This is a genomic window from Bradyrhizobium sp. USDA 4502, from assembly GCF_054063355.1.
The window spans coordinates 3,864,671-3,890,275 of the sequence record NZ_JBSSGF010000001.1 but is presented as its reverse complement, the minus strand read 5'-3'; the positions used below and the strand labels follow the sequence as shown (position 1 = coordinate 3,890,275).

The 25,605-nt window shown below is 62.0% G+C and carries 23 protein-coding genes; 18 read left to right on the top strand and 5 right to left on the bottom strand.

Annotation, left to right across the window (positions count from 1 at the left end):
- The first annotated feature begins 84 nt into the window (after positions 1 to 84).
- Both ACVW1B_RS17995 and ACVW1B_RS17990 read left to right on the top strand, forming a co-directional pair.
- A complete protein-coding gene (locus tag ACVW1B_RS17995) occupies positions 85 to 1,761 on the top strand; it encodes an acyl-CoA dehydrogenase family protein (RefSeq protein WP_456821891.1) in 1,677 nt (558 codons plus the stop codon).
- Positions 1,762 to 1,805: 44 nt separating this feature from the next.
- Complete coding sequence (locus ACVW1B_RS17990) at positions 1,806 to 3,023, top strand: ABC transporter substrate-binding protein (RefSeq protein ID WP_456821890.1); 1,218 nt, start codon at positions 1,806 to 1,808, stop codon at positions 3,021 to 3,023.
- 159 nt (positions 3,024 to 3,182) lie between these two features.
- On the opposite strand, the gene ACVW1B_RS17985 is transcribed toward ACVW1B_RS17990, so the two are convergent.
- Positions 3,183 to 4,109: a GntR family transcriptional regulator gene (locus ACVW1B_RS17985; RefSeq protein ID WP_456821889.1), complete on the bottom strand. Its 927-nt coding sequence runs from the start codon at positions 4,107 to 4,109 to the stop codon at positions 3,183 to 3,185.
- A 259-nt stretch (positions 4,110 to 4,368) separates the two neighbouring features.
- Here ACVW1B_RS17985 and ACVW1B_RS17980 point away from each other — a divergent pair, with 259 nt between their 5' ends.
- Genes ACVW1B_RS17980 through ACVW1B_RS17950 form a run of 7 tightly spaced genes read left to right on the top strand, consistent with a single transcriptional unit; the run spans position 4,369 to position 11,568 of the window.
- Positions 4,369 to 4,512 carry a hypothetical protein gene (locus tag ACVW1B_RS17980; protein ID WP_456821888.1) on the top strand — a complete coding sequence of 48 codons (144 nt, stop codon included), beginning with the start codon at positions 4,369 to 4,371 and terminating at the stop codon, positions 4,510 to 4,512.
- A gap of 58 nt (positions 4,513 to 4,570) precedes the next feature.
- Entirely contained in the window at positions 4,571 to 5,875 is a 1,305-nt protein-coding gene (locus ACVW1B_RS17975; RefSeq protein WP_456821887.1) for an MFS transporter, read from the top strand.
- 8 nt (positions 5,876 to 5,883) lie between these two features.
- Positions 5,884 to 7,065: a lactonase family protein gene (locus ACVW1B_RS17970; RefSeq protein ID WP_456821886.1), complete on the top strand. Its 1,182-nt coding sequence runs from the start codon at positions 5,884 to 5,886 to the stop codon at positions 7,063 to 7,065.
- Positions 7,066 to 7,106: 41 nt separating this feature from the next.
- The gene (locus tag ACVW1B_RS17965; RefSeq protein ID WP_456821885.1) at positions 7,107 to 8,021 is read left to right on the top strand and encodes an NAD(P)-dependent oxidoreductase; all 915 of its coding nucleotides are present in this window, start codon (positions 7,107 to 7,109) and stop codon (positions 8,019 to 8,021) included.
- Positions 8,021 to 9,715, top strand: a complete 1,695-nt coding sequence (locus ACVW1B_RS17960; RefSeq protein ID WP_456821884.1) for an IlvD/Edd family dehydratase — start codon at positions 8,021 to 8,023, stop codon at positions 9,713 to 9,715. The genes ACVW1B_RS17965 and ACVW1B_RS17960 overlap by 1 nt, the downstream gene beginning before the upstream one ends.
- Complete coding sequence (locus ACVW1B_RS17955) at positions 9,712 to 10,494, top strand: 2-keto-4-pentenoate hydratase (RefSeq protein WP_456821883.1); 783 nt, start codon at positions 9,712 to 9,714, stop codon at positions 10,492 to 10,494. The genes ACVW1B_RS17960 and ACVW1B_RS17955 overlap by 4 nt, the downstream gene beginning before the upstream one ends.
- Before the next feature lie 18 nt (positions 10,495 to 10,512).
- Positions 10,513 to 11,568 carry an Ldh family oxidoreductase gene (locus ACVW1B_RS17950; protein ID WP_456821882.1) on the top strand — a complete coding sequence of 352 codons (1,056 nt, stop codon included), beginning with the start codon at positions 10,513 to 10,515 and terminating at the stop codon, positions 11,566 to 11,568.
- Between the two features lie 169 nt (positions 11,569 to 11,737).
- Here ACVW1B_RS17950 and ACVW1B_RS17945 read toward each other — a convergent pair whose 3' ends face one another.
- The 3 genes from ACVW1B_RS17945 to ACVW1B_RS17935 form a co-directional block, all read right to left on the bottom strand.
- Positions 11,738 to 12,259, bottom strand: a complete 522-nt coding sequence (locus tag ACVW1B_RS17945; RefSeq protein ID WP_456821881.1) for a UGSC family (seleno)protein — start codon at positions 12,257 to 12,259, stop codon at positions 11,738 to 11,740.
- Between the two features lie 50 nt (positions 12,260 to 12,309).
- Complete coding sequence (locus ACVW1B_RS17940; RefSeq protein ID WP_456821880.1) at positions 12,310 to 13,431, bottom strand: hypothetical protein; 1,122 nt, start codon at positions 13,429 to 13,431, stop codon at positions 12,310 to 12,312.
- Between the two features lie 113 nt (positions 13,432 to 13,544).
- On the bottom strand, positions 13,545 to 14,465 hold the full coding sequence (locus ACVW1B_RS17935) for a LysR family transcriptional regulator (RefSeq protein WP_456821879.1): 921 nt from the start codon (positions 14,463 to 14,465) through the stop codon (positions 13,545 to 13,547).
- 101 nt (positions 14,466 to 14,566) lie between these two features.
- Between ACVW1B_RS17935 and ACVW1B_RS17930 the strand changes: the two genes are divergently transcribed.
- The 9 genes from ACVW1B_RS17930 to ACVW1B_RS17890 all read left to right on the top strand — a co-directional run bounded on the left by ACVW1B_RS17930 (position 14,567) and on the right by ACVW1B_RS17890 (position 23,589).
- A complete protein-coding gene (locus ACVW1B_RS17930) occupies positions 14,567 to 15,784 on the top strand; it encodes an acyl-CoA dehydrogenase (protein WP_456821878.1) in 1,218 nt (405 codons plus the stop codon).
- 7 nt (positions 15,785 to 15,791) lie between these two features.
- Complete coding sequence (locus ACVW1B_RS17925) at positions 15,792 to 17,018, top strand: CaiB/BaiF CoA transferase family protein (protein WP_456821877.1); 1,227 nt, start codon at positions 15,792 to 15,794, stop codon at positions 17,016 to 17,018.
- 46 nt (positions 17,019 to 17,064) lie between these two features.
- Complete coding sequence (locus tag ACVW1B_RS17920; RefSeq protein WP_456821876.1) at positions 17,065 to 18,069, top strand: ABC transporter substrate-binding protein; 1,005 nt, start codon at positions 17,065 to 17,067, stop codon at positions 18,067 to 18,069.
- Between the two features lie 7 nt (positions 18,070 to 18,076).
- Positions 18,077 to 18,901, top strand: coding sequence for an ABC transporter ATP-binding protein (locus ACVW1B_RS17915; RefSeq protein WP_456823041.1), 825 nt, complete (start codon positions 18,077 to 18,079; stop codon positions 18,899 to 18,901).
- A gap of 4 nt (positions 18,902 to 18,905) precedes the next feature.
- Positions 18,906 to 19,805, top strand: coding sequence for an ABC transporter permease (locus ACVW1B_RS17910; RefSeq protein WP_456821875.1), 900 nt, complete (start codon positions 18,906 to 18,908; stop codon positions 19,803 to 19,805).
- Between the two features lie 18 nt (positions 19,806 to 19,823).
- Positions 19,824 to 20,810 carry a thioredoxin-disulfide reductase gene (gene trxB / locus ACVW1B_RS17905; protein WP_456821874.1) on the top strand — a complete coding sequence of 329 codons (987 nt, stop codon included), beginning with the start codon at positions 19,824 to 19,826 and terminating at the stop codon, positions 20,808 to 20,810.
- Between the two features lie 401 nt (positions 20,811 to 21,211).
- Positions 21,212 to 21,535, top strand: a complete 324-nt coding sequence (locus tag ACVW1B_RS17900; protein ID WP_456821873.1) for a Dabb family protein — start codon at positions 21,212 to 21,214, stop codon at positions 21,533 to 21,535.
- A 78-nt stretch (positions 21,536 to 21,613) separates the two neighbouring features.
- Positions 21,614 to 23,008, top strand: coding sequence for an aminodeoxychorismate synthase component I (gene pabB, locus ACVW1B_RS17895; protein WP_456821872.1), 1,395 nt, complete (start codon positions 21,614 to 21,616; stop codon positions 23,006 to 23,008).
- Positions 23,005 to 23,589 carry an anthranilate synthase component II gene (locus ACVW1B_RS17890; protein ID WP_456821871.1) on the top strand — a complete coding sequence of 195 codons (585 nt, stop codon included), beginning with the start codon at positions 23,005 to 23,007 and terminating at the stop codon, positions 23,587 to 23,589. Before pabB ends, ACVW1B_RS17890 begins: the two co-directional genes overlap by 4 nt.
- An 89-nt stretch (positions 23,590 to 23,678) precedes the next feature.
- Here ACVW1B_RS17890 and ACVW1B_RS17885 read toward each other — a convergent pair whose 3' ends face one another.
- Entirely contained in the window at positions 23,679 to 25,568 is a 1,890-nt protein-coding gene (locus tag ACVW1B_RS17885) for a methyl-accepting chemotaxis protein (RefSeq protein WP_456821870.1), read from the bottom strand.
- Positions 25,569 to 25,605 lie beyond the last annotated feature (37 nt).

Here is a 25,605-nt window from a genome sequence, read left to right as displayed (position 1 = left end):
CATATATCAATCGGTTCAATTCGGATATTGGACTATATCGATCGGGGTGTCGATAATCGGCTCAAATCGTTTGGAGGAGAACTCATGAGAGCGGAACCGACCGTCGTCGCCCAGATTCCGGATGCTCGCGGCACCAACCTGTATCGGGCCGATCGCGACGCCGCTCCACTCCTGCAGCACTACCTGCCAGCGGACCTTTTCCGTCATCTTGAGCCCAAGCTCGACCGCCTCGGCGCCCTTGCCGGAGACCAGCTGGACCGCTTGGCCACGATTGCGGACAGAAATCCCCCGACGCTGTCGGTCCGGCTCCGGACGGGGCAGGACTGTGATGCGGTCGAGAAGCACCCGGCCTATCTTGAGATGGAGGATCTGGCGTTCGGCGAATTCGGCCTCTCGGCCGTCTCCCATAGAGCAGCGCTGGGATGGCACGAAGCCATGCCACCGGCGGCGAAGTACGCGATCGCGTTCCTCTTCACGCAAGCGGAGTTCGGCCTGATGTGCCCCGTCAGCATGACGGACTCGCTCGCCCGGACGCTCAAGCGCTATGGCGATCCCTCGCTCGTCGCCCGCTACTACGAGAAGCTCACGACCACGGACATGGATGAGCTGATGCAGGGGGCCATGTTCATGACCGAACAGGGCGCCGGATCTGACATCTCTGCAACGGAGACAAGGGCGGAGGTTCAGGACGACGGCACGTGGCGCCTGACCGGAGACAAGTGGTTCTGCTCGAACGTTGACGCGGACCTGGCGATGGTGCTCGCCCGCAGCGAAGACAGGGCGGGTCTCGGCGGCGTTTCTCTCTTCCTGTTGCCGAAAGTGAGAAAAGATGGCCTTCCGAACGACTATCGGATCCTCCGCCTCAAGGACAAGCTGGGCACGCGCTCGATGGCCAGCGGCGAGATCAGGCTGTCCGGAGCTGAGGCATACCTGATCGGAGAGCGCGGGCGCGGCTTCAATCAGATGGCGGACATGGTCAACAATTCCCGGCTGTCGAACGGCATGCGCGCAGCGGCCCTGATGCGGCGGTCTGTGACCGAGGCCATGTTCATCGCGCGTCGCCGCAGCGCCTTCGGCCGCAGGCTGATCGAACTGCCGCTGATGCGCCGGCAACTCGCCAAGATGACGGTCTGGGCCGAGCAGGCGCGAACCATGATGTTCCTGACGGCGGATGGGCTGCATCGGGCCAACCAGGGCGACGCGGAAGGCGAAAAGCTCGCCCGGATCTTGACGCCGCTCATCAAATTCCGGGCGTGCCGCGACGCCCGCAAGGTCACGGGTGACGCGATGGAGGTGCGGGGAGGTTGTGGCTATATCGAAGAGTGGCCGGATGCCCGACTGCTCCGTGATGCTCATCTGGGTTCGATCTGGGAAGGCACGTCCAACATCGTTGCGCTCGACGTCGTCCGGGCGATAAGCCGCAATGAGACACTGCCAGTCCTGAAAGCAGCCAACGAAAAGCTCTTGGCGCAGGCCGGCCTCGACGGGGCCCTGAACGACACATTGGCGCAAACGCTCGACAGGGTCTGCCGCTTCGCCGCAAAAGTGTCTGACGAGAAAGACGAGACGCTGGCGCGTCAGGTCGGATCATCGCTCTATCATGTGACGTCGGCGATCGGGCTGGCTCACGAGGCTTCGCGGATCGGTGCTCCGCATCGCCTGGCAATGGCACGCATGGTGCTGCAGCACCGGCTGCTTCCACGCGATCCGATCGGGGCCGAGGATGATTCAGCGATGGTGAATAGTCTTCTTGGCACCTGAGCACATTACTTCACCAAGAAATCAAGAAGTGCAGGGGGAAACACATGAGACTCAACCGCAGGACGTTCATGGCGGCGGGAGCCGCAACCTTGCTCGCTGGCCGGGCGAGGGCCGCGCAGACCATCAAGATCGGCGTCTTGACGGATCTTGCCGGTCCGTATGCCGACGATAGCGGGCAGGGGTCTGTCGTCATGGCGAAACTCGCCATCGAGGACTTCCGTAAAATGAACCCGGCCATCAATGTGGAGATCATCTCGGCTGACTTCTCCACCAAGCCCGACGTCGCCGCAAACCTGGCTGCCCAATGGTACGATCGCGAGGGTGTCGATCTCGTCATCGACGTTCCTGTTTCCTCGGCGGCCTTGGCGGTCGCAAACGTAGCCAAGCAGAAGGACAAGGTCGCGTTGTTCAACGCGGGATCGTCAGCGTTGAGCGGGGCCAGCTGTACGCCCAACACCGCACACTGGGCCTTTGACACTTACGGGCTCGCAGCCACGACGGGGCGCGCCGTCGTCGAGGCGGGTGGCAAGACCTGGTTCTTTGTCCAGGCGAACTACGCGTTCGGCGCGTCGCTGGTCGAAGACGCAAGCTCCGTCATCACGGCGGCCGGCGGCAAGATCCTCGGGACGGTGAAGTATCCGTTCCCGGAAACCAGCGACTACGCGTCCTTCCTGCTCCAGGCGCAGGCGAGTGGCGCGGAGGTCATAGGCTTCGCGAGTGCAGGCGCCGACTCGTCCAATCTGATCAAGCAGGCATCCGAGTTCGGTCTCGCCAACGGCAACGTCAAGCTGGCGGCGTTGCTGTGCTTCATTCCCCAGATTCACTCGCTCGGTCTTCAGGCCGCGAAGGGACTTCTCGTCTCGGAAGCCTTCTATTGGGATCTCAACGACAGCACTCGCGCGCTGACGGAGCGGTATGCGCCACAGGTCGGCGGCGCCAAACCCTGCACGATCCAGGCAGGCTGCTACTCGGGCGTTCTGCATTATCTAAAGGCCGCCGCTGCGTTGGGGGTCGACAATGCCAAGAAGAGTGGCGCCGCAGTTATGACAAAAATGAAAGAGATGCCGACCGACGACCTGGCTTTTGGCAAAGGACGGTTGCGGGAAGACGGTCGGAAAATCCACGACATGCATTTGTTCGAGGTGAAAGCGCCAGACGAGTCGAAGAAGCCGTGGGACTACTACAAGTTCATCAGAACCGTTCCGGGCGAGAAGGCATTCCGGCCGCTCGCCGAGGGAAAATGCCCACTGGTTCATCTTTGATCGGGAGGCGCTCAGCTCCTCCGACATTGGATATGGCGCGCTTCCCAATGGGGATCAGTATTGCCTGGGCGATCCGGACGGCGGACTGATGTGCGCGCCGAGCCGCGACGCCTGGATCGCCGCCCATCGGATGTTGTTAGAGGAGAACTTGGGGCGGAGCTACGGTCCGAAAAGCTCCGGCCGGGCCTTCTCCTTCAAGGCTCCGCCGATATGCTTGTCGAGCAGCTTGGCGGCACGCTCGAGCGAACCCTTCTCCAGAAGATCGATGATGGCCAGATGCTCGCCCGTCTGCCGCCACACGCGATCCCGGTCGAGGGTCTGCCGATACTCAATCAGGCGCCTTAGTTCGTTCTGCCGGGCGACGGTCTGGGCCAGGAATCTGTTGCCCGACATGAGAGCCAGCGCCTCGTGGAAGTCGCTGTTCGATTTGAACAGTTCGACCTGGCCCAGCGTCTTGTACCCCGCCGTGTGGAGGAACTCCTGTCGCTTGCGCTGCTCCGACAACACGGCGCGATCGAGCTTGAAGGTCGGGGATCGCAGGCCTTGCGGCTCCAGAAAGCGTCGCAGTTCGTAGCTTTCCCGATAGGCCTCGACCGAATCGATCATCGGCAGGAACGCCCACCCGTGTCCCGTACGCCGTTGCATCCAGCCTTCGTTGACGATCCGCGACAGGATGCGCCGCAGCGTGTGCCGCGGAATATCGTAACGGCGCATCAGGTCGGCTTCCGTCACCGAGTCCGTGAGCTTTCCGCGCAATCGGTCTTCGGCAAGCTTCAGATATAGCTGCTCGGTATTGGCCGCTGCCAAGGCCTCCGCGGCTTTTCCCGTACGAGGCTCGGTTCTGGCCAGGAAGAAGCCTTGGTGCGGGCGGCGCTCGAGATACCCGACCGCAGCCAGGTAGCCGAGGGCGCCCCTGATGGGGCCTCGGGATGTGCCAACCACCTGCGCAAGCGACGTCTCGGTCAAGTGTGCGCCGATGGGAAGGCGCTCCATCCGAACGTGCATCAGGATCCGCTGCGCGATCTCCCGGTGGAGCGCGTTAGGCGATCCGGCCCCTCTGTCAGAAAAATCAGTCGACTGTTCCATTTCGAATGCGAGCTGCGCGGTCCGACTCGGGCGTTCAACTGGCTCTGCCTCTAACAAAGATCCGGCTGGCTGTCTGCCGGGAGCGCCCGCGCCGCCACCGGGCGGCTGCTCCTAGATTGTCATTTCTATTGACAAATGACAGTGTCATATTTAGCGATATATTGCAATCCGCCAGGGCAGGTCCGAAACCACCCCCTAGGCTGGCCCGGACGCCGCGCCTTCGGCATCCGCCGCAAAGAAAGAAAACAGGGAGAAGAACGTGAAGCTGAAAACGTATTCGGTTGCGCTTCTGTCATGGCGCCGCGTCGTGCCGACGATGGCCGTCGCCGCGGTTCTGGCGGTGCGCGCTGCGTTTCCGGCAGCGGCCGCCGAGAAACTGACGCTCAGCGGCGTCTTCGCATAGGTCAACAAAAGCGCGCGGGCGAAGCCGCGCAGGGAAACGCTGTTTCAGGGAGGAAGTAATGCAGAAGAAGCGGCTTTGGATTGCGCTGATGCTCTTCTCATTGGCGATGCTCAACTATATCGACCGGGTCACTCTGTCGTTCGCGGCTTCTCCGATCGCCAACGAGTTCGGCCTCTCGCCGGTCGCCCTCGGCTACCTGTTCTCGTCCTTCCTGTGGACCTACACGGTCTTCCTGATTCCGATGGGCATGCTCGTCGACAGGTTCGGGGCAAAGAAGGTCGCGGGCTTCGGACTCGGGCTCTGGTCGGCGGCCACCGCGGCGACCGGCGTCGCCGGAAGCTTCCCGTTGTTGCTCGCCACGCGCCTGGTGATGGGCGCGGGCGAGGCCACCAGCAATCCCGCCGGCGCCCGCGTGATCCGCGAATGGATCCCCGCTTCCGAGCGGGGCATGACCAACGCGATCTTCAACAGCGGGTCATATGCCGGCCCGGCCGTCTGCGCGCTCGTCGCGGGCCCCATCATCGCGAGCTTCGGCTGGCCGGCGCTGTTTTTCGCCGCTGGCGGCATCGGATGCGCCTGGCTGGCGTGTTGGCTGACATGGTTCGCGCGTCCGGAGGATGCTTCCTGGCTCGGCGAGGAGGAGCGGCAGAAGATCCTGAACGAGCGCGGTGCGAAGAAGGTCGATCTCGATGCGTCGGCGCCTAAAGTCGGCCTCATCGGCCTGCTGCGAAAGGGGCCGACACTGTGGGGCCTGGCCCTCACCCAGGGATGCAACGTCTATTCGCAGTATCTCTTCCTGACCTGGATGCCAAGCTACCTGCAGGCGACGAAGGGGCTCACGATCGCGAAGACCGGCTTCTACGCCGCCATTCCCTATGCGGTGGCCGTGGTGCTCTGCATCTTCGTGGGCCGGATCAGCGACCGATTGCTGCAGGGCGACGTGCGCGGCGGAAAGCGCCGCTACATGATCGCGTTGGCGATGCTTCTGGCCGCCGTCATCCTTTTTGCGCCCCTGGTCCAAGACATGTGGCTCATCCTCGGCCTCATCGCCATCTCGCTGACCGGCGTTGCCTCTACGACGTCATTGAACTTCGCGTTGCTCAATGATCTCCTCAAGAGACCGCGCGACGTCGGCGTCGCGATGGGTTTCCTCGTTGTTGGCGGAAACGTGTTCGGCCTGCTGGCGCCCATCGTGACGGGCTACGTCGTCGAGAGCACCGGCAATTATGACCGGGCCTTCCTCATCGCCGGTGCGCTGCTCGTGGTCGGTGCCACGTCCATCCTGACGCTCACGCGAAGCCCGTTGGGAGATGACGCCGAGATTCCTGCGGTCGCTGCGCAGAAGCTCGCGACGGAGGCCTAGAGTCTCGCATGGAAACGATCGATTTCGAACGCCGCAACGTCCTGCGGGGAGTATTGCTCATGACGATAGCCGGTACGGCAACAACTCTTGAGACGGCCGCGCGTGCGGCGGACGCTGCTCGTTTTGCCCGGTTCGCCTATACGGGCTGCCGTACGACCAAGGACCGTGGGGCGAGTGGCAAGGGCATCAATGGATATCGCGTCGATCCGGCGAGTGGCGCGTGGACCCACGTGCAGCTCGTGGAAAATCTGGTCAACCCGTCGTTTCTGGCCTTCGATCGGGAGCAGCGCTTTCTGTATGCGGTGCACGGCGACTTCAGCGAGATCTCCTCGTTCCGCATTGACCGGGAGACCGGGAGCTTGTCGTTGATCAATCAACAGTCGACCGGCGGCAGGAATCCTGTCCATCTGGTCGCCGATCAGAGCAACCGCTTCATGATTGTGGCGAACTATGCGACCGCCTCGCTCGCCGTGCTCCCGATCCGTCAAGACGGCGGCCTGGAGCCGCTCGCGCAGTTGCTGCAATTGCCGGGCAACGGGGGGCCCCACAAGGTCGAGCAGACAGGCTCTCATCCGCATCACGTCGTCTACGATCCGGCCGGGCGCTTTCTCGTCGTTCCGGACAAGGGTGTCGATCGCATATTCACGCTCGAATTCGATCCCGCGAAGCCGCTCCTCAAGCTGACGGACCCCGGCTTTGCAGCGACCCGGCCCGGCGCGGGCCCCAGGCACGCCTCGTTCCATCCGACCCTGCCGTTCGTCTACGTGAACTACGAGCTCGATTCTTCCCTCAGTGTGAACCGCTACGATCGGGCGACGGGCACCATCACGCCCGTCCAGATCGTCCCGTCGACGCCGGACTCGTTCGTGGGTGCCAATACATCCGCCGAGGTGGAGGTCGATCCCGCCGGCCGCTTCGTCTACGTGTCTAACCGCGGAAACGATTTGATCGGCGCCTACGCGATCGATGCTGCGTCCGGACGCGTGACCTCGGCCGGGTGGACCTCGTGCGCCGGCCGCGGGCCGCGCTTCATGACGATCGATCCGAGCGGAACGCTGCTCCACGTCGCCAACGAACTCACCGACACGATCGTCACTTTCGAGATCAATCACGAGAGCGGCGCTCTCTCGCCGACGGGGCGCGTGGTCGAGACAGGCAGTCCGACCTGCATCGCGTTCGCAAGCGCATGACGACACGGCGTGAATTCACCGAATTGAAGAAGGAGCCACAGATGAAGATAGGCTTTGCAGGCCTCGGGCAGATGGGCCGCCCGATCGCACTGAATTTGCTGAAGTCCGGTGCGACGCTGGCGGTGACGGATCGGACGCCGAAGTCGTTCGCCGAATTCGAGAGCAAGAGTGCGGTTACTTCGACGGATCAGTCGACAATCTTCGACGCTGATGTCGTCTTCCTTTGTTTGCCCAACGACAACGCCGTCGAAGAGGTCGTCGCGGGCGAGGGGGGATTCTTGAACCGCTCACGCGCGGGCCAGATCGTGATCGACCTGAGCACGATCACCTATAAAACGACCGTTTCTATCGCCCAGAAGCTGGCGGCACGGGGCGTCCAGTTCCTCGACGCGCCGATCTCGGGAATGGAGGCCCGCGCGATCGACGGGACCCTCACGGTGATGTGCGGTGGCGATCGCACGGTGTTCGATAAGGTGAAGCCGCTCTTGGATTTAATCGGCAACAAGATCCTTTATATGGGGGGCCCCGGCAGTGGGCAGCTTACGAAGCTCATCAATCAGCTTCTGTTCGACATCAATGCCGCGGCGCTCGCGGAGATTCTGCCGATGTCGAAGAAGATGGGGCTCGATCCCGATCTGGTCGGCGAAGTCGTCAACAGCGGGACCGGCCGCAGCTACGCGTCCGAGTTTTTCATTCCTCGGATTCTCAGAGGGCACTTCGGCGACGGTTACCCGATGAAGCACGCCTACAAGGATCTGATCAGCGGCGCCGAGTTGGGAGCCAATCTCTCGATCCCCATGCCGGTCTTGGCCGCGGCGACCGCGACCTACCAGATGGCTCTGCTGAAGGGGCACGGCGACAAGGACAAGGGCGGGATGGTCACGGTCTTCGAAGAGCTGCTCGGCGTCGGCTACCGAAGTCAGGAAAGCGCGTCGGCACAGTCAGGAGCGAAGTGATGGCGGATCACGGCATAGACAACGGACTTACCAACTACGGTGACAAGGATTTCGCAAGATTCTTGCGCCGTTCGTTCGCGCGGTCGATGGGACTGTCCCGCGAGATGCTCGCCAAGCCGATCGTCGGCATCGCGATGACGCCGTCGGGCTTCAACAATTGTCACCGCCACATGCCCGAACTGGTCGAGGCGGTCTCGCGCGGCGTGCTTGCTGCGGGCGCGCTGCCGCGGCCGTTTCCGACGGTCTCGCTCGGCGAGGTGTTCCTCAACCCGACCAGCATGATGTACCGCAACCTCATGGCCATGGACACCGAGGAAATGATCGGCGCCCAACCCATGGATGCGGTCGTGCTCATCGGCGGCTGCGACAAGACCGTACCCGCTCAACTGATGGGCGCTGCTTCGGCGAACCTGCCGGCAATCCAGCTCGTCACGGGACCGATGATGACAGGGCGACACAAGGGGCAGCGGTTGGGGGCCTGCACGGACTGCCGCGGGTTCTGGGCAAAGTATCGGGCGGGAACGGTTGATAAGGACGAGATCAACACCGTCGAAGGCCGGCTCTCGGTGACGGCCGGTACCTGTGCCGTCATGGGTACGGCCTCCACCATGGCCTGCATCGCCGAGACGTTGGGCATGTCGTTGCCGGGGACCGCGGCAATCCCTGCGGTGCACGCTGACCGCTTGGTCGCAGCGGAGGAGACCGGCAAGGCAGCCGTCCGCTTGATCGGGACCAAAATCTCTCCGCGGGACATCATCACCCAGAAGTCAGTCGAAAATGCCTTCCGCGTGCTGCAGGCCGTCGGCGGCTCGACAAATGCGGTCGTGCATCTCACCGCGATCGCCGGACGGATGGGGATCAAGATTCCGTTCTCGCGCTTCAACGAGATCTCAGACGAGACGCCGGTTCTCGTGGACCTGAAGCCGGTCGGCGAAGGCTACATGGAAGACTTCCATGCGGCCGGAGGCATGGGAGCGCTGCTGCGTGAACTGAAGCCGCTGCTTCATCTGGACACCATCGACGTAGAAGGGCAGACGCTCGCCGAGCGATTGGAGGAACCTCTCGACTGGGTCAATCCGGTGGTCATCAGGCCGTTCAACGATCCGGTTTCCAAGGATGGCGGCCTCGTCGCCCTGACAGGCAACCTCGCTCCGGACGGCGCGATCTTCAAGCGCGCAGCGGCCACCCCGGCATTGTTCGAGTCGGAAGGGCGGGCTGTGGTGTTTACCAGTCTCGAGGACCTCAGCAATCGGATCGACGATCCCGACCTGGACGTGCGTCCCGACGACATCCTGGTCCTACAGAACGCCGGCCCACACGCAGCGGGTATGCCGGAGGCCGGGTACCTGCCGATACCGAAGAAACTGGCCCAGGCTGGCGTCAAGGACATGGTCCGGATTTCGGATGCCCGAATGTCCGGAACGGCATTCGGGTCGATCGTCCTTCACATCGCGCCGGAGGCTGCGGTCGGCGGCCCGCTCGCAGCCGTGCGCAACGGGGACCGCATCCGGCTGTCGATCGCCAATAAGCGGATCGACCTTCTGGTCGAGGACGCCGAGATCAAGCGGCGTTTGGCGGACCATCGCCCGCCGCCGGCACCGACGCGCGGCTACAAATCGCTATACCGGCGGACGGTGCTGCAGGCGCCCGACGGCTGCGACTTCGATTTCCTGACGCAGGGTGACGCGCTATGACGACTTTCGATCCCAATCCCGCAGCGCGCCTGCTCGCGCACGTCTGGCACGGCTCGCAGCAGATCGCGGAACTACCGCAGGACATCAGGCCGGCGAACATCGACCAAGGCTACGACGTTCAGGATCGTCTGATCGACCTGCTGAGCGTCCCCGTCGCTGGCTGGAAGCTGGGCGTCGGCAGCGCCAAGCAAAAGCAGCAATCCGGCGTCGGGCGGTCGATCGCGGGGCGCGTGCTCAAGACCCGCCGACACGAACCGGGCGCTGCGGTCCGGCTCTCGTTCGGCGCCCCAGTGACGATCGAATTCGAGATCGCCTTCGTCCTCGGCGAAGACATCGATGATCGGTTCGCCGGAGATCCGAAGAGCACGATCGAGGAAACACGCGTCACGTTCGAACTGGTCATGGCACGCTTCGTCGATCGTCGCTCCGTCGGGTGGCCGAGTTTCGCGGCCGACGACTCCGGCTTCGAGGCACTGATCGTGGGCGAACGCATCGACGAACGCCAGATCCCGGAACTGTTGTCTTCGCTCGTCGTGTCTGTTGACGGTCAGGAAAAGGCCCGCGCGGCCGCGGGAGACGACGCTACCGACCCCTACGGCGCTCTGGCCGATCTCGTTTCGATCGCCCGTGAGCGAAAGATGATCCTGCCGAAGGGAAGCATCATTTCCACAGGGTCGGCTTCGATGCCGTTCGCCGTGTCCGCGTCGAAAGGCGAAGTCAGCGCTTCGTATCTCGGAAAGACGCTCAGCTTCACATTCCAGGCGCCGGCGAACACCTAAGCTACGGAGAATAGTCCGATGTCCACGGCCACCAAGATCGATCCGACCCGCCTGTTGAACTTCGCGACCGCCGTCTACGTCGCGGCCGGGATGTCGCAGAAGGACGCGCAGCTGTGCGCCGATACGTTGGTGCAGGCGGATCTGTGGGGTCACCAGTCCCACGGCGTGATGCGGCTGTCTTGGTACGCGGCGCGTCTGAAGGCCGGCGTCTGCGACCCAAAAGCCACCCCCGAGCTGGTAGTCGACGCCGGCGGCCTCGCGGTCATCGACGGCCGCGACGGCATGGGCCAGGTGCTCACCGCGCGCGCCGCCCAGGAGGCCGTCCGACGTGCCAAGGCGCACGGGATCGCCGCCGTCGGGATCCGCAACTCAAATCATTTCGGTACGGCGTTCTACTTCACACTGATGGCGGCGCGCGAGGGGTGCGTCGCCTTCCTCTCGACCAACGCCAGTCCGGCGATGGCTCCGTGGGGAGGGCGGAAGAAGACCGTAGGAACCAATCCTTGGTCTTGGGCCTGTCCGGCGGGCGTCCATCCTCCGATGGTGCTCGACATCGCCAACACGGGAGTCGCGCGCGGAAAGATCTACCTTGCGAAGCAGAAGGGGCAATCAATACCGGAGGGTTGGGCGATCAACGCGGCGGGCGCTCCGACGACCGATCCCTCCGAAGCCATCGATGGAATCATCCTTCCCATGGCTCAGCACAAGGGATACGCGATCGCGCTGATGATGGACATGCTGTCCGGCGTACTCACCGGCAGCGGCTTCGGGTCCCAGATCGCCGGCCCTTACCAGGCCGAGCGACGCAGCCGGGCCGGACAACTGATGATCGCGCTCAACATCGAGTCGATGCAGCCGTTGATCGAATTCAACGCGCGGATGGACGAGCTGATCTCGCAGATCAAGTCCGTACCTCTCGCCCAGGGATTCTCAGAGGTTTTCTATCCGGGCGAGATCGAAGCGCGCAACGACGTCAAGAACAGAAAGGAAGGCCTGCTCCTCCCGGACGATACGCTCGCCGATCTCAAGAAGGTTGCGACCGAATACGGGCTCCAAACGCAGTTGTCCTTCTGAAATCCTGGGCGAAGCAGCTAAGCCTAAGGCGTCGGATCCAGTGGTGCGCGTCGTGTCCTGCTTCCTTGTTGGGCTCGGGCCGTGATGCGAGTGACCGTCGTCGAGCCGACGACAAAAATAGCCCCGGCTCGTTCGAGGCCGGGGCCCAAGTCTGGGAGGAACGGGTCGACTATTTGCCGAGCCAGACTTTTGGTGCTGCCTCGGCGACCATGGCGGCGCGGGCCTCAACTTCGGCCTGGGTGATCGACGAGACCGGGTGGTCGATGACCACTGGGATCAAGCCTTCCATGCCGATCGCGGTCCGGGTGAGCACAGTCTCCTTCTCGAATTCCGTCGTGATGATCGCCGCCGACGGGATGCCGAGCTTCTCAAGTGCGACCGAGTCCCGGATGCAGCAAGAGCAGCAGGATCCGCAGTCGCCGATCGCGGTTAGGACGAGGTCGTTGTTGGCAGCGATCTCGGCGATCAGTTCGAGTTCGGCGTCCTTGGAGAAGGATCCCTTCACGTAGTAGTTCACTTTGCCGAACTTGATGCTCTTTTCGAGCGCCGCCGTGGACGCTCTCAGGACCTTGTTGGCGTTCCACTTCGAATTGTCGAGGATCGCCAGGCGCAGACCGTCCAGGCTCTTCGGGCGAGCCGCGATCGGCGTATTCGCCAATTCCACGACGCCGCGCGGGTCGAACACCGTCACCGAATTCGCGTCAGTTACTTTCATCAACATGATAGTTCCTCCTGCATTCGTTAGAGCACACATGCGCCGTCGGCGCATCCGTCGTCGGCCGGGCCGGCCGCCGCATTGATCGGCCTGAGCACCGGTGTGCTCATGTGTCCCCAGCCAGGAATGAAGGCCGAGAAGCGTCCGGCGTGTCCGCCTATGATGAACAGATGGATGTTGTCGGCGGAGGGCACGATCGGAATGCGGGTATCGGGATCGCGCTTCAGCCACTTGGGCAGATTGCGGTTGTAAACCTTACCGTAGCGGTGGTCGCGGGAGATCAGGCGAAACGCGTTGCCCGAATTCATCCAGAGGTAATGACGGATGTCCGAACGCGTCCAGCCGGCCTTCGCGATGGTCTTCGCGTGCTCGAGGCCGAGCACCACCGTGCAGTGGCCGCCAAGAACGGCCGAGTTGGAAGCGATCGTGCTCATCGCCGAGCACATCGTGTCGAGAATTCCTTCCGGGTCGTTGCACTGATGGTCGGTCACGCTGTGAGGCGCTTCCGCGGCGATCGCGAACACGGTCGAATCCATCGCGCTGTAGCCGTGCTCGACGTGGTACGGAGCGAAAGGGCTGTCGAGCTCGTTCTCGGCGACGCAATAACTATACTTGCCTGGGTGACCGAGCGTGCTCTTGTCGAAATCCGGCGGCCATCCACCGCCGACGTTCAGCATAATCAGACGGACGGCCCGTCCGATTGTCGCGTTGGCGCGATTTCCCGACCCGAAAGCGTTCGGACCGCCGTTCATGCCGACTTCCGCAGTGAGCGGTCCGTTGACGACGATGAGCGGAGAGGCGACGTGGGTGGTCGCCTGCACGCCGTTGAGATTGAAGGCACGGTCGGTGAGCGCCAGCATAGCGGCACGGACGATCGGCGCGTATTCGGGACGGCAGCCGGCCATCACCATGTTGATGGCGAGTATCTCTCGGGTCAGCGCGCCCCAGCGCGGCGCCACCTTGCATTCGACGAACTGCGGGTCACCGCCGAGCAATTCCACAACTGCGTCGACCTTTTCTTGGGTGGGCGGTACGACGGGAAGTCCGTCCGACCATCCGCGTTCGTAATAGAGTTCGATGAGATCCGTATTGGTCGGTACCCGCTCGGTGGCGGCCGCGCCGACCTGTTCCAATGTCTCTAGTGCCATCTCTCGCTCCGGCTGTTTCAACCCGGAGTCACCCTATGCCCAATCCGTTATATGCCAAGGAAATCCTGATAGCCACGATTGATACAGAATTCGTATAAATCGGCGCTTCGATGCTACTTCCGATGCGTCTTGTTCCAATTCGTCCGCAGGAGCGACATCAAACCTGACGCGGCTGGCGAAGGGTCGCGTTCCTTCAAGGTGATGAGGCCGAGTTCACGTGCAAGGGGTCTTCCCTTGATCGGCACAGCGCTCAATTCCTTGTCGAGAAAGCCGGCGACGCCGCTGTGCGGAGCGATCGCAAGCCCGATGTCGGCCCGCACGAAACCGAGCATCGTCGCGAATTGCGAGACGGTGACGACGTGATTCAACGTCAGACCCAGAGACGAAGCCGCGCTGTCGATCACGCGCCGCGTCCTGGAATCGCTGGGAAGAGAGACGAGCGGTGCATCCTTCAGGTCGGAAAGAGTGAGGGCTTTCTTCCTGGCTAAGGCGTGATCGCGCGGAAGCACCACCGTGAATTCCTCCTTGCCGAGCAACGTCGACTGGAAGGGATCAGGTAGGTCGTCGAGATAGGTTATGCCGAAGTCGGCGGCGCCGCTGCGCACGTCCTCGATGACGGTGCCGTGGACGCCGTCGCGTACGTGGAGTTCGATGCCCGGATAGGCGAGACGATATTCGGAGACCAGGCCAGGCAACTTGCCGTTCGCCACCGACATAATCGAGGACACGATGATCTGGCCGCGTCGCTGGTCCGCGAGTTCGCGCATGCTGCGGATGGTGATCTTCAGGTCGTTGAGCATGCGGCCCGCGACACCCACGAATTCCTTTCCCGCCGCGGTGATCTGGACCGACCTTGTGCTGCGGTCGAACAGCTTTACGCCGAGCACCTCTTCGACATGCTTCACGGTGCGCGTTACGGCGGGCTGCGAAGTTTTGAGCAGAGAGGCGGCTGCGATAAAGCTTCCATACTCGGCGAGCGCCAACACCGTCTCGAGTTGGCGGGAAGTAAGATCGGGTAATCCTGAGGTGTTCATCCCATTTATACCTGTTTTGCAATTATTGATGGTATCAGAAACTCCTTGATATAACCAGCCATTCCGCCGACCGTCGTCTCCTCGGCATTCCGGAGCGACAGATGGCCCAATTGGAACGAGTATCGCGTTCAACGACGCATCATCCCGCATTTGCGTGGGACGACCCGTTCCTGCTCGATCAGCAACTCACCGAAGACGAGCGCATGATCCGCGACACGGCCCGGGAATACGCGCGCGAGAAGCTGCTGCAGCGCGTGACTGACGCCTATATGAACGAGGAGACGGACCGTGAGATCTTCCGCGAGATGGGGGCGCTCGGCCTGATCGGCGTGACGTTTCCCGATGAGTACGGCTGCGCCGATGCGGGGTACGTATCCTACGGCCTCGTCGCGCGCGAGATCGAATGGGTCGATTCCGGCTATCGCTCGATGAACAGCGTACAGTCGTCGTTGGTGATGTATCCCATCTACGCCTACGGCGACGATGCGCAGCGCAAACGCTATCTGCCCAAGCTTGCCAGCGGCGAGTGGGTCGGTTGCTTCGGTCTAACGGAACCGGACGCCGGGTCGGATCCTGGCGGAATGAAGACGCGCGCTGAGAAGGTCGTCGACGGCTACCGGCTGACCGGTTCGAAGATGTGGATATCGAACTCACCGATCGCCGACGTGTTCGTCGTCTGGGCGAAGTCGGCCGCTCACGACGATCAGATCCGTGGCTTCGTCCTAGAGAAGGGGATGAATGGTCTCTCGGCACCGAAGATCAAGGGCAAGCTCTCGCTGCGCGCATCGATCACCGGCGAGATCGTGATGGACGGCGTGGTTGTGCCGGAAAGCGCACTCCTGCCGAACGTCTCCGGACTCAAGGGTCCGTTCGGCTGCCTCAACCGCGCGCGGTACGGAATTTCCTGGGGGGTGATGGGTGCTGCCGAGAACTGCTTCCATCGGGCTCGGCAGTACGTGCTCGACCGTAAGCAGTTCGGCCGGCCGCTCGCCGCGACGCAGTTGATCCAGAAGAAACTCGCCGACATGCTGACGGAAATCTCCCTCGGTCTGCAGGCTTCGCTCCAGGTCGGGCGGCTGATGGATTCCGGTCAGATGGCCCCGGAGATGATCTCGGTGGTCAAGCGCAACAACTGCGGCAAGGCGCTCGATATAGCTCGGGCCGCCCGCGACATGCACGGCGGCAACGGCATCTCAAGCGAATTCCAGGTCATGCGGCACGCCCAGAACCTGGAGACTGTGAACACCTACGAAGGCACCCACGACGTGCACGCCCTGATCCTCGGGCGTGCCATCACCGGCATCCAAGCATTCTCCTGAGGCGATCATGAAAGCATGTCTGGAAGGACTGCGCGTACTCGACCTCAGCCGCATCCTCGCAGGGCCCTGGGCGACGCAGCTTCTCGCCGACCTCGGCGCCGAGGTGATCAAGATTGAAAGACCGGGCGAGGGCGACGACACCCGGGGCTGGGGGCCGCCTTTTGTTGTCGGAAAGGACGCCGGCGACGTGTTCGCTGCCTACTATCTGGCCGCCAATCGCGGCAAGAAATCCGTCACCATCGACTTCAGCAAGCCCGAGGGCCGCAACCTCGTCATGGAACTGGCGAAATCCTGCGACGTCATGGTCGAGAACTTCAAGGTAGGCGGGCTCAAGCGCCTTGGGCTCGACTACACAGCCCTCTCGGGCTTGAATCCGCGGCTCATCTACTGCTCGATCTCCGGGTTCGGGCAGACCGGACCCTACAAGGATAAGCCTGGCTACGACCTGCTGGTGCAGGCGATGGGCGGCCTGATGAGCATCACCGGCGCGGCGGACGGCGAGCCGATGAAGGTCGGCGTCGCAGTCGCCGACATCTTCACCGGCTTGTACGCCACGGTGGCGATTCTCGCCAGTCTCAACGAGCGGCGGGCGAGCGGACTGGGCCAGCACATCGATCTCGCGCTTCTCGACGTGCAGATCGCGACGCTCGCCAATGCGGGCATGAACTACCTCGCGTCCGGCAAAAAACCGCAACGTCACGGCAACGCCCACGCGAACATCGTGCCCTATCAGGCCTTCGCGACCCGTGACGGCCACATTGTCGCAGCGGTCGGCAATGACGCGCAGTTCGCTAGGTTCGTCGCGATCCTCGGCGCTCCCGAACTCTCTTTGGATCCAAAATTCCAGCGCAACGCCGACCGAGTGCGCAACCGCGCCGAGCTTCTATCCGTCCTGACCTCGAGGATCCGAGCGTGGAGCAAGGCGGAACTGCTACGCGCACTCGACGGCGAGAAGATCCCCGCAGGGCCGATCAACGAGATGGACGAGGTGTTCGAAGACCCGCACGTCGTCGCGAGAGGTCTGGTCGTCGAACAGCACCTGCACGATGCTGGGGCGGCTACGAAGTTGATCGGCAATCCAATCAGGTTCTCGCGTACACCAATCGAATACGGAGGCGCACCGCCGCGTCTGGGTGCTCACACCGAAGAGATCCTCCGCCGCGATCTATCGATGGCAGTGAGCGAAGTGGACCGGCTGGAAGAGCAGGGAATCGTTTCGAAGAACAGAGCCTAGGTCCGACGAAGAAGCGGACGGCGCAAACAAGTAAAAGCGAGGAAACATGGCGAGGAATGGAATTTCACGACGCGAGGCGCTGGGTGCCATGGCGGGAGCGATGGCTCTATCGGGCCTGGCGAGAGCGCAGGCTGCTACCGAGGTACGGGTCATCATCCAGTTCGGCGTATCCTATCTGCCGCTGATCATGATCGAGGAAGAAAAGCTGCTCGGCGCGGCATTGGTCGAACAGGGCGATCCCCGTGTCGAAGTCAAGTTGCAACGGGTGAGCGGTTCGAATGCCGTGAATGAGGGGCTTCTGGCTGGAACTGCGGACATGGGCGTGATGGGCTCTCCGTCGCTCCTGATCCTCGCGGAAAAATCGCGCGGAGCCTTCAAGGGGCTCGCGGGCTGTTCGTCTTTCCCCATGGTGCTGAATACGGTGCTCGATGGGGTGAAGACAATCGCCGACTTCCGACCTCAGGACCGGATCGCTCTCCCCGCGACCACGTCGCCCCAGAATCTATGCCTCCGAATGGCAGCAGAGAAGACGCTCGGCGACGCCAAGAAGTTGGACGCGAATGTCGTGAACCTGCCACATCCCGACGCGATGGCCGCGATGCTGTCCGGCACCGAGGTTTCCGCGCACTTCACGAACGCTCCGTTCGCCCAGTTCGAGGCCGACGACAAGCGGGTACACCGGGTGCTCAGTTCGGAAGACGTTCTCGGCAAGGCATCGACGTTCGTGCTGCTCGCCGCGAGCACCCGCTTCGTCGACCAGAACCCGAAGGTCTCGGCTGCGATGGTCAAGGCCATGGAGACGGCAATGCAACGGATTAAGGCGGACCCGGCTCAGGCGGCCGCGCTCTACCTCAAGCAGGAGCCGTCCAAGTCGTTGGACCCCGAATACGTCGAAAAGATCCTCCGCGACCCGGAGAACGTGTTCAGTGTCGCCCCGGGCGGAGTTATGGCTTACGCGGACTTCATGCAGCGGACCGGTCAGATCAAGACGAGGCCGGCGAAGTGGCAGGATCCGTTCTTCCCGTTCATTCAAGAACGGCAGGGGTCCTGAGATGAACATGATCAATCAGCGTCAGATCAAGCAGGCCTATACCGCAACCGGATCCAAGCCGGTGCTGAGCCTGAAGAACGTGACGCTCCGCTATCGGACCGACGAGAGCATCGTGACCGCGGCCTACGACGTGAGCTTCGACGTGTATCGGGGGGATCGGTTCATCCTTCTCGGAGCGTCTGGATGCGGGAAGTCCTCGTTGCTAAAGGCGGTGGGCGGCTTCCTGAAACCCGTCGCCGGCGAAATCAGGCTCGACGACAGGATAATCGATGCACCCGGGCCGGACCGGATGATGGTGTTCCAGGAATTCGACCAGTTGCTACCGTGGAAGACCATTCTGCAAAACGTCGCCTATCCGATGCAGAAGTCGAAGCGATGGTCGGCGGCCGAAGTCATGGACCGGGCTAAGCTCTTCACGGCCAAGGTCGGCCTCGAGAAGTTCGGCGACGCCTACCCGCACACGCTCTCGGGCGGCATGAAGCAGCGGGTCGCGATCGCCCGCGCCATGGCGATGGAGCCGAAGATACTCCTGATGGACGAGCCGTTCGCCGCGCTCGACGCGCTGACCCGCCGGAAGATGCAGGACGATCTGCTCGAACTCTGGAGCGGGACGCACTCTACCATCCTCTTCGTCACGCATTCCATCGAGGAGGCCGTGATCGTCGGGTCGCGCATCCTGGTGCTGACCCCGCACCCAGGGCAGGTACGAGCCGAGATCAATTCCCATCAATTCGCCTTCGCCGACATGGGGACCACGGAATTCGGCGACCTCTGCGGTCGCATCCATCACATGCTCTTCACGCCGTGCCCGCGGCACCCGAAAGGAGCTTGAGACGATGACCACGATCAAACAGGCCGCGGGTCTAGCGCTCGCGCTTCCTCTGGTTCGCGACGAATTCGAGTTGTCGAGCGTGACCGAGCCGTCGGCCGACGTCGAGCGTCCGCTTCCGCTCCATGAACGGATTCTCCAAAGCACCATATTCCGCCGTCTCGTCGTCGTCGGAGGTCTGGCGGCCGTCTGGGAGGGCTACGCGACCTGGCTCGACAATCCGCTCATGATGCCGCGCCTTTCGGAGGTCGTCGTCGCACTCTTCTCATCGTTGGTTTCGGGCGGTCTCTTCGCGCGGATCCTGATGACGATGAAGGTGCTGGTGATCGGCTACACTGTCGGCATCGCCGCAGCCGCGGCGATCACGATCCTGGCTTCCACAACGCGCTTCGGCAGTGACGTGTTGTCTACTCTCACGTCGATGTTTAACCCGTTGCCGGCCGTGGCGCTGCTGCCGCTCGCGCTGTTGTGGTTCGGTCTCGGCATGGGAAGTCTGGTCTTCGTAATCGTGAACTCGGTCCTGTGGGCCGTGGCTCTCAGCACGCATACGGGCTTCCAGTCCGTCAGCGAGACGCTGCGGATGGCCGGCCGATGCTTCGGCTTGAAGGGACTGTCGCTCGTCGCCGAGATACTCATCCCCGCCGCGCTTCCCTCCATTCTGGCCGGCCTCAAGATCGGCTGGGCCTTCGCCTGGCGCACCCTGATCGCGGCCGAATTGGTGTTCGGCGTGAGCTCGGGACAGGGCGGCCTCGGCTGGTTCATCTACGAAAACCGCAACAATCTGGAGACGGCCAACGTCTTCGCCGGATTGCTATGTGTGATCCTCATCGGTCTCTTCGTCGAAAGCGTCATCTTCCGCACGATCGAGCGCCGGACGGTGAGGCGCTGGGGAATGCAGAAGTTCTAATCGGACAAGGACGACGACATGGCTCGCGAGTACAAGACTGACATCATCATCCTGGGCGCAGGTCCGGCCGGATACACGGCCGCGATCTACGCAGCGCGCGCGAGTCGCAAGCCGATCCTGATCACGGGCATGCAGCCGGGCGGTCAACTGGTCACGACGACGGACGTCGAGAACTATCCGGGCTTCGCCAACGTCATCCAGGGGCCATGGCTGGTGGAGCAGATGCAGGCGCAGGCCGAGCACATGGGCACAAGGGTGATCTACGACCATGTCGTGGAGATCGTGACCGACGTGCGTCCGTTCCGCCTGATCGGCGACAGCGGCGACCACTTTCTCTGCGACGCCTTGATCTATGCGACCGGTGCACAGGCCAAGTGGCTCGGAATTCCTTCCGAAGAAGCCTTCCGGGGCTTCGGCGTATCGGCATGCGCCACCTGCGATGGCTTCTTCTTCCGCAACAAACGCGTCGCGGTGGTCGGAGGCGGCAATACCGCTGTCGAGGAAGCGCTTTATCTCGCGAACATCGCCAGTTCCGTCACGTTGGTCCACAGACGCGACACGCTTCGCGCAGAGCGCGTGCTGCAGGAGCGGCTCTTCGCGCATCCCAAGATCGAGGTCCGCTGGAATAGCGAGGTGGATTACTTCGTAGGCAAGAGCGACCCTGCGAAGGTGGAAGCGATCGCCCTGAAGAACCGGACGTCGGGAGCCATCGAGCAGCTCGATCTCGACGGCGTCTTCATCGCCATCGGACACGCGCCTGCGAGCGCGCTGCTTGAGGGTAAGGTGGAGCTGCACGCAGACGGCTACATCAAGGTGAAGCCGGGCACGACGACGACGAGCGTGCCCGGACTGTTTGCGGCGGGCGACGTCGCGGACGGTGTCTACCGTCAGGCCGTCACTGCGGCCGGACTGGGATGCATGGCCGCGCTCGAGGCCGATCGATACCTAATGGTCCACGCCGCTCCGGATTCCGCAGACTCTCTGAAGGAGGCAATCGTTGCCTAAAGGAGGCGGGAGTCGCATCCGCATCATGGGCACAAACCCAACAGACTATTGCTGAGCAGAATCCACTACTCGGCAGTCAGATTCGTATCCTTCGGTACGTCGCTGGTATTTGTGCTGAGCAGACATCGCATTGGCGCGCCGGCGTGAGCGCCTTGTCGTACGAAAAGGCATGCCAGTCGATGTTCCGCAACGCTTCTGCGCTCGGCCCGATGGTTCGCCGCTTACGGGCAGAAACGGACATCAACCCTGCCGACGCCCCGCCGAATCGGCCGTTCTACCTGATGCCCAAGTTTGAGACCGATATTGCGCGAGTCTGCTGACGTCGCGGACACCGATGTTGACGTTGCGTTAGGCTTGATCGCAAGCTATTACGACCAGCATCAAATCTCTACGGCTTAACTATGATCCGTCACATTGTTCTGTTTACCGCCAAAGATAAGGCCGATATCGATCAAATAATCGATGGCCTATCGATTCTCACCGCGATCCCGCACGCGCGCCGGCTTGAGGTCGCTCGCAACCGAAAGACTGATCAGCTCGGAAACGACATCGACGTTGTTGTTTACGGTGAGTTCGACAGCGAGACGCAGTTCGCAGCTTACAAAGCTCACGATCTTTACCAGGAATCGATCAAGCGGGTGCGACCACTCCGCGAACTCCGGTTTGCGGCTGACTGCAACACCTCAGCGGATACGCTTTTCGCCTCGACCGTGAAGACGACCTGAGTTGACTCCGACGCTCTTGCCAGTTGGACGAGAAGCACAGCGCGGCGCCTTCCGGCCTCATCGATAAGTCAAGGCCGAATGCATATCCGGGAACTGCAGTGGATCGAACCCGTTACGGCGATGCGGTCTCTCGCAGATCGGCCGCAGCTGACGTTTCTCGATAGCGCAGCGAAGCATGATTGGCTTGGACGCTATTCGTATGTGGCTTGCGATCCATTCGGCACCTTCATATTTGCCGACGGGCAGGCGATGTGGAATGGGGAGACTCTCGCCGGTGATCCATGGTGTATTCTTCGCAGCCTTCTCGCCAAATATCCGCAAGAGCATTACCCCGGTCTCCCACCGTTCCAGGGGGGCGCCGCCGGCTTCTTTGCCTATGATCTGAACAGGACGCTGGAGCGATTGTCGCCGCCGGCAATTCCTGGTCAAGGGCTCCCCCAGTCGATACTGCATTTTTATGACCTGGTGCTCGCCTTTGACCATCGAGACGATAAATGCTGGATCGTTTCTACGGGATGGCCGGAGCGGGACCCCGCGGATCGCAATGAGCGCGCACGGCGTCGAGCCGACGAACTGGTCGCTCTGCTCGCCTGTCCAAAGCCACTGCAGGAAAAGTCCCGCGACACAGTGAGCGCGTGGCATTCAAACTTCAGTCGCGAGCGCTATATCGCGGAGGTACGGCGCGTCATCGATTTGGTTCTTGCGGGAGACATCTTTCAGGCTAACATCGCGCAGCGCTTTTGCGCCAGGCTGTCGGCCTCGTTTGACCCACTTGCCTTCTACTGCCGGCTTCGTTCCCTGAACCCGGCGCCCTTTGCAGCCCTGCTGCTCTACGACAAGCTGGCAATTGCATCCAGCTCGCCGGAACGGTTCCTCAGGCTCGACGGACGACAGGTCGAAACGCGACCTATCAAAGGCACGATCGCGCGCTCGGCTGATCCGACAGAAGACCGGCGTCGCGCCGCATCCCTGCGCTCCTCCGAGAAAGATCGCGCCGAGAACACCATGATCGTCGACCTATTGCGCAACGATCTGTCGCGTGTTTGCACGGCTCATTCGGTCGAGGTCCCTCTGCTTTGCGACCTCGAATCCTATGCTTCTGTGCATCACCTCGTGTCGGTGGTGACCGGCGCACTCGCGGCTGATCAAGATGCCGTCACTCTATTGCGGGCTTGCTTTCCCGGTGGCTCCATCACTGGAGCCCCCAAGGTGCGATCGATGGAAATCATCACTGAAATCGAGCGTGTTGCGCGAGAGGTCTATTGCGGAGCAATCGGTTTCGTCGGCTTCAACGGGCGCATGGATACGAACGTGGCAATTCGAACCGTAACGATCAACGATGGATTGGCAGTCTTTCATGCGGGCGGTGGGATCACGATGCTGTCGGAGCCAGACGCCGAATACGAGGAAACGCTCGCCAAGGCGCAGCGCATCTTCGAGGCGTTTCATACCGAGACAGCCCCCGGGTCATGATTGCGATCATCGATAACTACGATTCGTTCGTCCATAATGTCGCTCGCTACTTCCAGGAACTTGGGGAAGGGGCGGAGGTCATTCGAAACGACGCGATCAGTATCAGTGATCTTATCCGGCTAAAGCCTCGCGCGGTGGTGATCTCGCCTGGCCCCTGCACCCCAGTCGAAGCCGGGATCTCCACAACGATCGTTCGTGAACTCTCCGGTCGCGTCCCGATTCTCGGCATCTGCCTCGGACACCAGTGTATTGGAAGCGTTTTTGGAGCGCGGGTCGCGCGTGCGCGGCGCCCCATGCACGGACGAGCTGCCCGTATTATGCATAATGGGCGAGGGCTGTTCGAAGGACTTCCGTCGCCGCTTTGCGTGGGGCGGTACCATTCCCTTGTCGTAGAATTCGATGAATTATGCTCTTGCCCTTTCGCGGTAACGGCACGTTCGGAAGAAGGCGAGATCATGGCTCTCGCGCATCACCATCAACCCACATATGGCGTACAGTTCCATCCGGAATCGATACTGACCCAAGAGGGATACCGATTGCTTGGCAATTTTCTACGCCTCGCGGACGCGGCATGCTCGTAACCGAGAAAATTGTCGTTCAAGCAACGGGCGTCAAGTTGGAGCACGCCGTGCTATGCTAGTTACTCGCTTCGGGCGAGCGGCCAAACGGCTTAGGCGGCGCGAACCGTCCTGAGGAATGCTGCGAGCTCTAACTTCAGGCGGCTTGAGTTTGCCGCTAGGGATCGCGCCGCGGACAGGACCTGCGCCGAGGACGCCCCGGTCTCGCTGGCGCCTTGCTGCACGTCCGTGATGCTGAGGCTCACCTGCTGAGTTCCCTGAGCGGCCTGCTGCACATTGCGGGAAATCTCGCGGGTCGCGGCGTCCTGCTCTTCCACCGCTGCGGCGATCGTTGACGCGACCTCGGACATCCGGCCGATGGTGACGCCAATCCCTTTGATGGCCAGGACTGCCTCCTGCGTCGCATTCTGGATTCCGCTGACCTGCACGCTGATCTCATCGGTCGCCTGCGCGGTTTGCTGGGCCAGGGCCTTGACCTCGGAGGCGACGACAGCAAATCCCCGGCCGGCATGTCCAGCGCGCGCGGCTTCGATGGTCGCATTGAGCGCGAGAAGATTCGTTTGCCGTGCAATGGAGTTGATAAGTTGGACGACCTCGCCAATCTTGTCCGCTGCAGTCAACAGTTCGCCGACCTGCTGGTTTGTCGTCTCGGCCTGCTGCACAGCCTGTCCGGCGATGTGAGCCGAGCCTTGCACCTGCCGACCGATCTCGCTCACCGAGCTCGAGATCTCCTCGCTCGCCGACGCCACCGACTGAACGTTGGCGGAGGCAGCTTCCGACGTGGCGGCCACAATCTTGGTCAGGTCGCTTGAGCGTTGGGCGGCCGCGGTAAGCGTGCCGGCCGCGGCCTCCAGCTCCGCCGCCGCGGCAGAGACTGTCTCGATAATTTGGCCCACTGTGCCTTCAAATTCGCCCGCGAGCCTGTTCATGTCAGCCTTTCGGGCTTCGGCTGCGAGGAATTCCTGATTCATCCTGGCCTTGGCTTCTTCGTCGGCCTTCTGTCTGGCCAGGATTTTGAACATCTCGACCGCTTGCGCCATGTCGCCGACCTCATCGGCTCGGCCCAGTCCCGGAAGCACCACCGCGAAATCTCCCGACGCCAGCTTTTGCATCGCGCCGGTCATTCTGGCAATCGAACCAGCAATGCGCTGGCCAAAGAAGATCGCAACGAGGCCAATGCAGATCGTTGCCGCCGCGATCGTCCAGATCATAATCTGCCGCAGCTCTGCGGCATGAGCTTGCGACGCCAGATAGCGGTCGCCGGCCACCTTGACCAACGTGTCCAGCGCGGGACGGTTGCGCTGAAAGACCGTTGCGAAATCAGCGACCTCATCGTTGAGGGAGCTTTGAGTAACCATGTAGCCCGCAAAGCTCTCGCCATAGGCCTTCATGAGAGTCGACACTTGATTCCGCACGGGCTCGGGCAGGCCCGAACTTTTGAGTGCTTCAGCGAACTCGGACCGTCGCTTGTCGAAATCATCGCCATATTTCTCGTCACCGCGCATGATGAAGTCCTTTTCATGCCGGCGCATCATCAGAAGGAGATTGATCAGACGAGGCTGGTCGAGGTCTGCCAGTCTGCGTTCGGCCTGATGAACCGCAGTCCGCAGCTTGCCCTGCAATCCCTGGTCTTCGTTCAATCCGAGCGTGCGCTGCATCGAAACGATATTATTGAACCGGGTCTGGTAGAGGTTGAGGCCCGATCGCAATGCGCTGCTCTGCTTCAGGGCATCCCCGTCCGGAAGTTTGTCGACGAACGCTTCAATCGCCGATAGATGTCCCAGCGCAGTCTCAACGATACCCGCATGCCGACCGACCAACTTTTCGTCGTGCTTGCGCAAGAACTCGTTGGCGATTTGACCCGCCTCGAGATAATTGGCCGACAGGCCGACCACGTCCTGGCGCAAGCTGATCATCTGATCCGATTCCGCCTGGGCCTTGGCGTCGAGATAGAGGCCACCCAAACAGATCAAGCCGGTCAAAAGGATGCCTACGATCGCCAGCAGCGCAATCTGGATT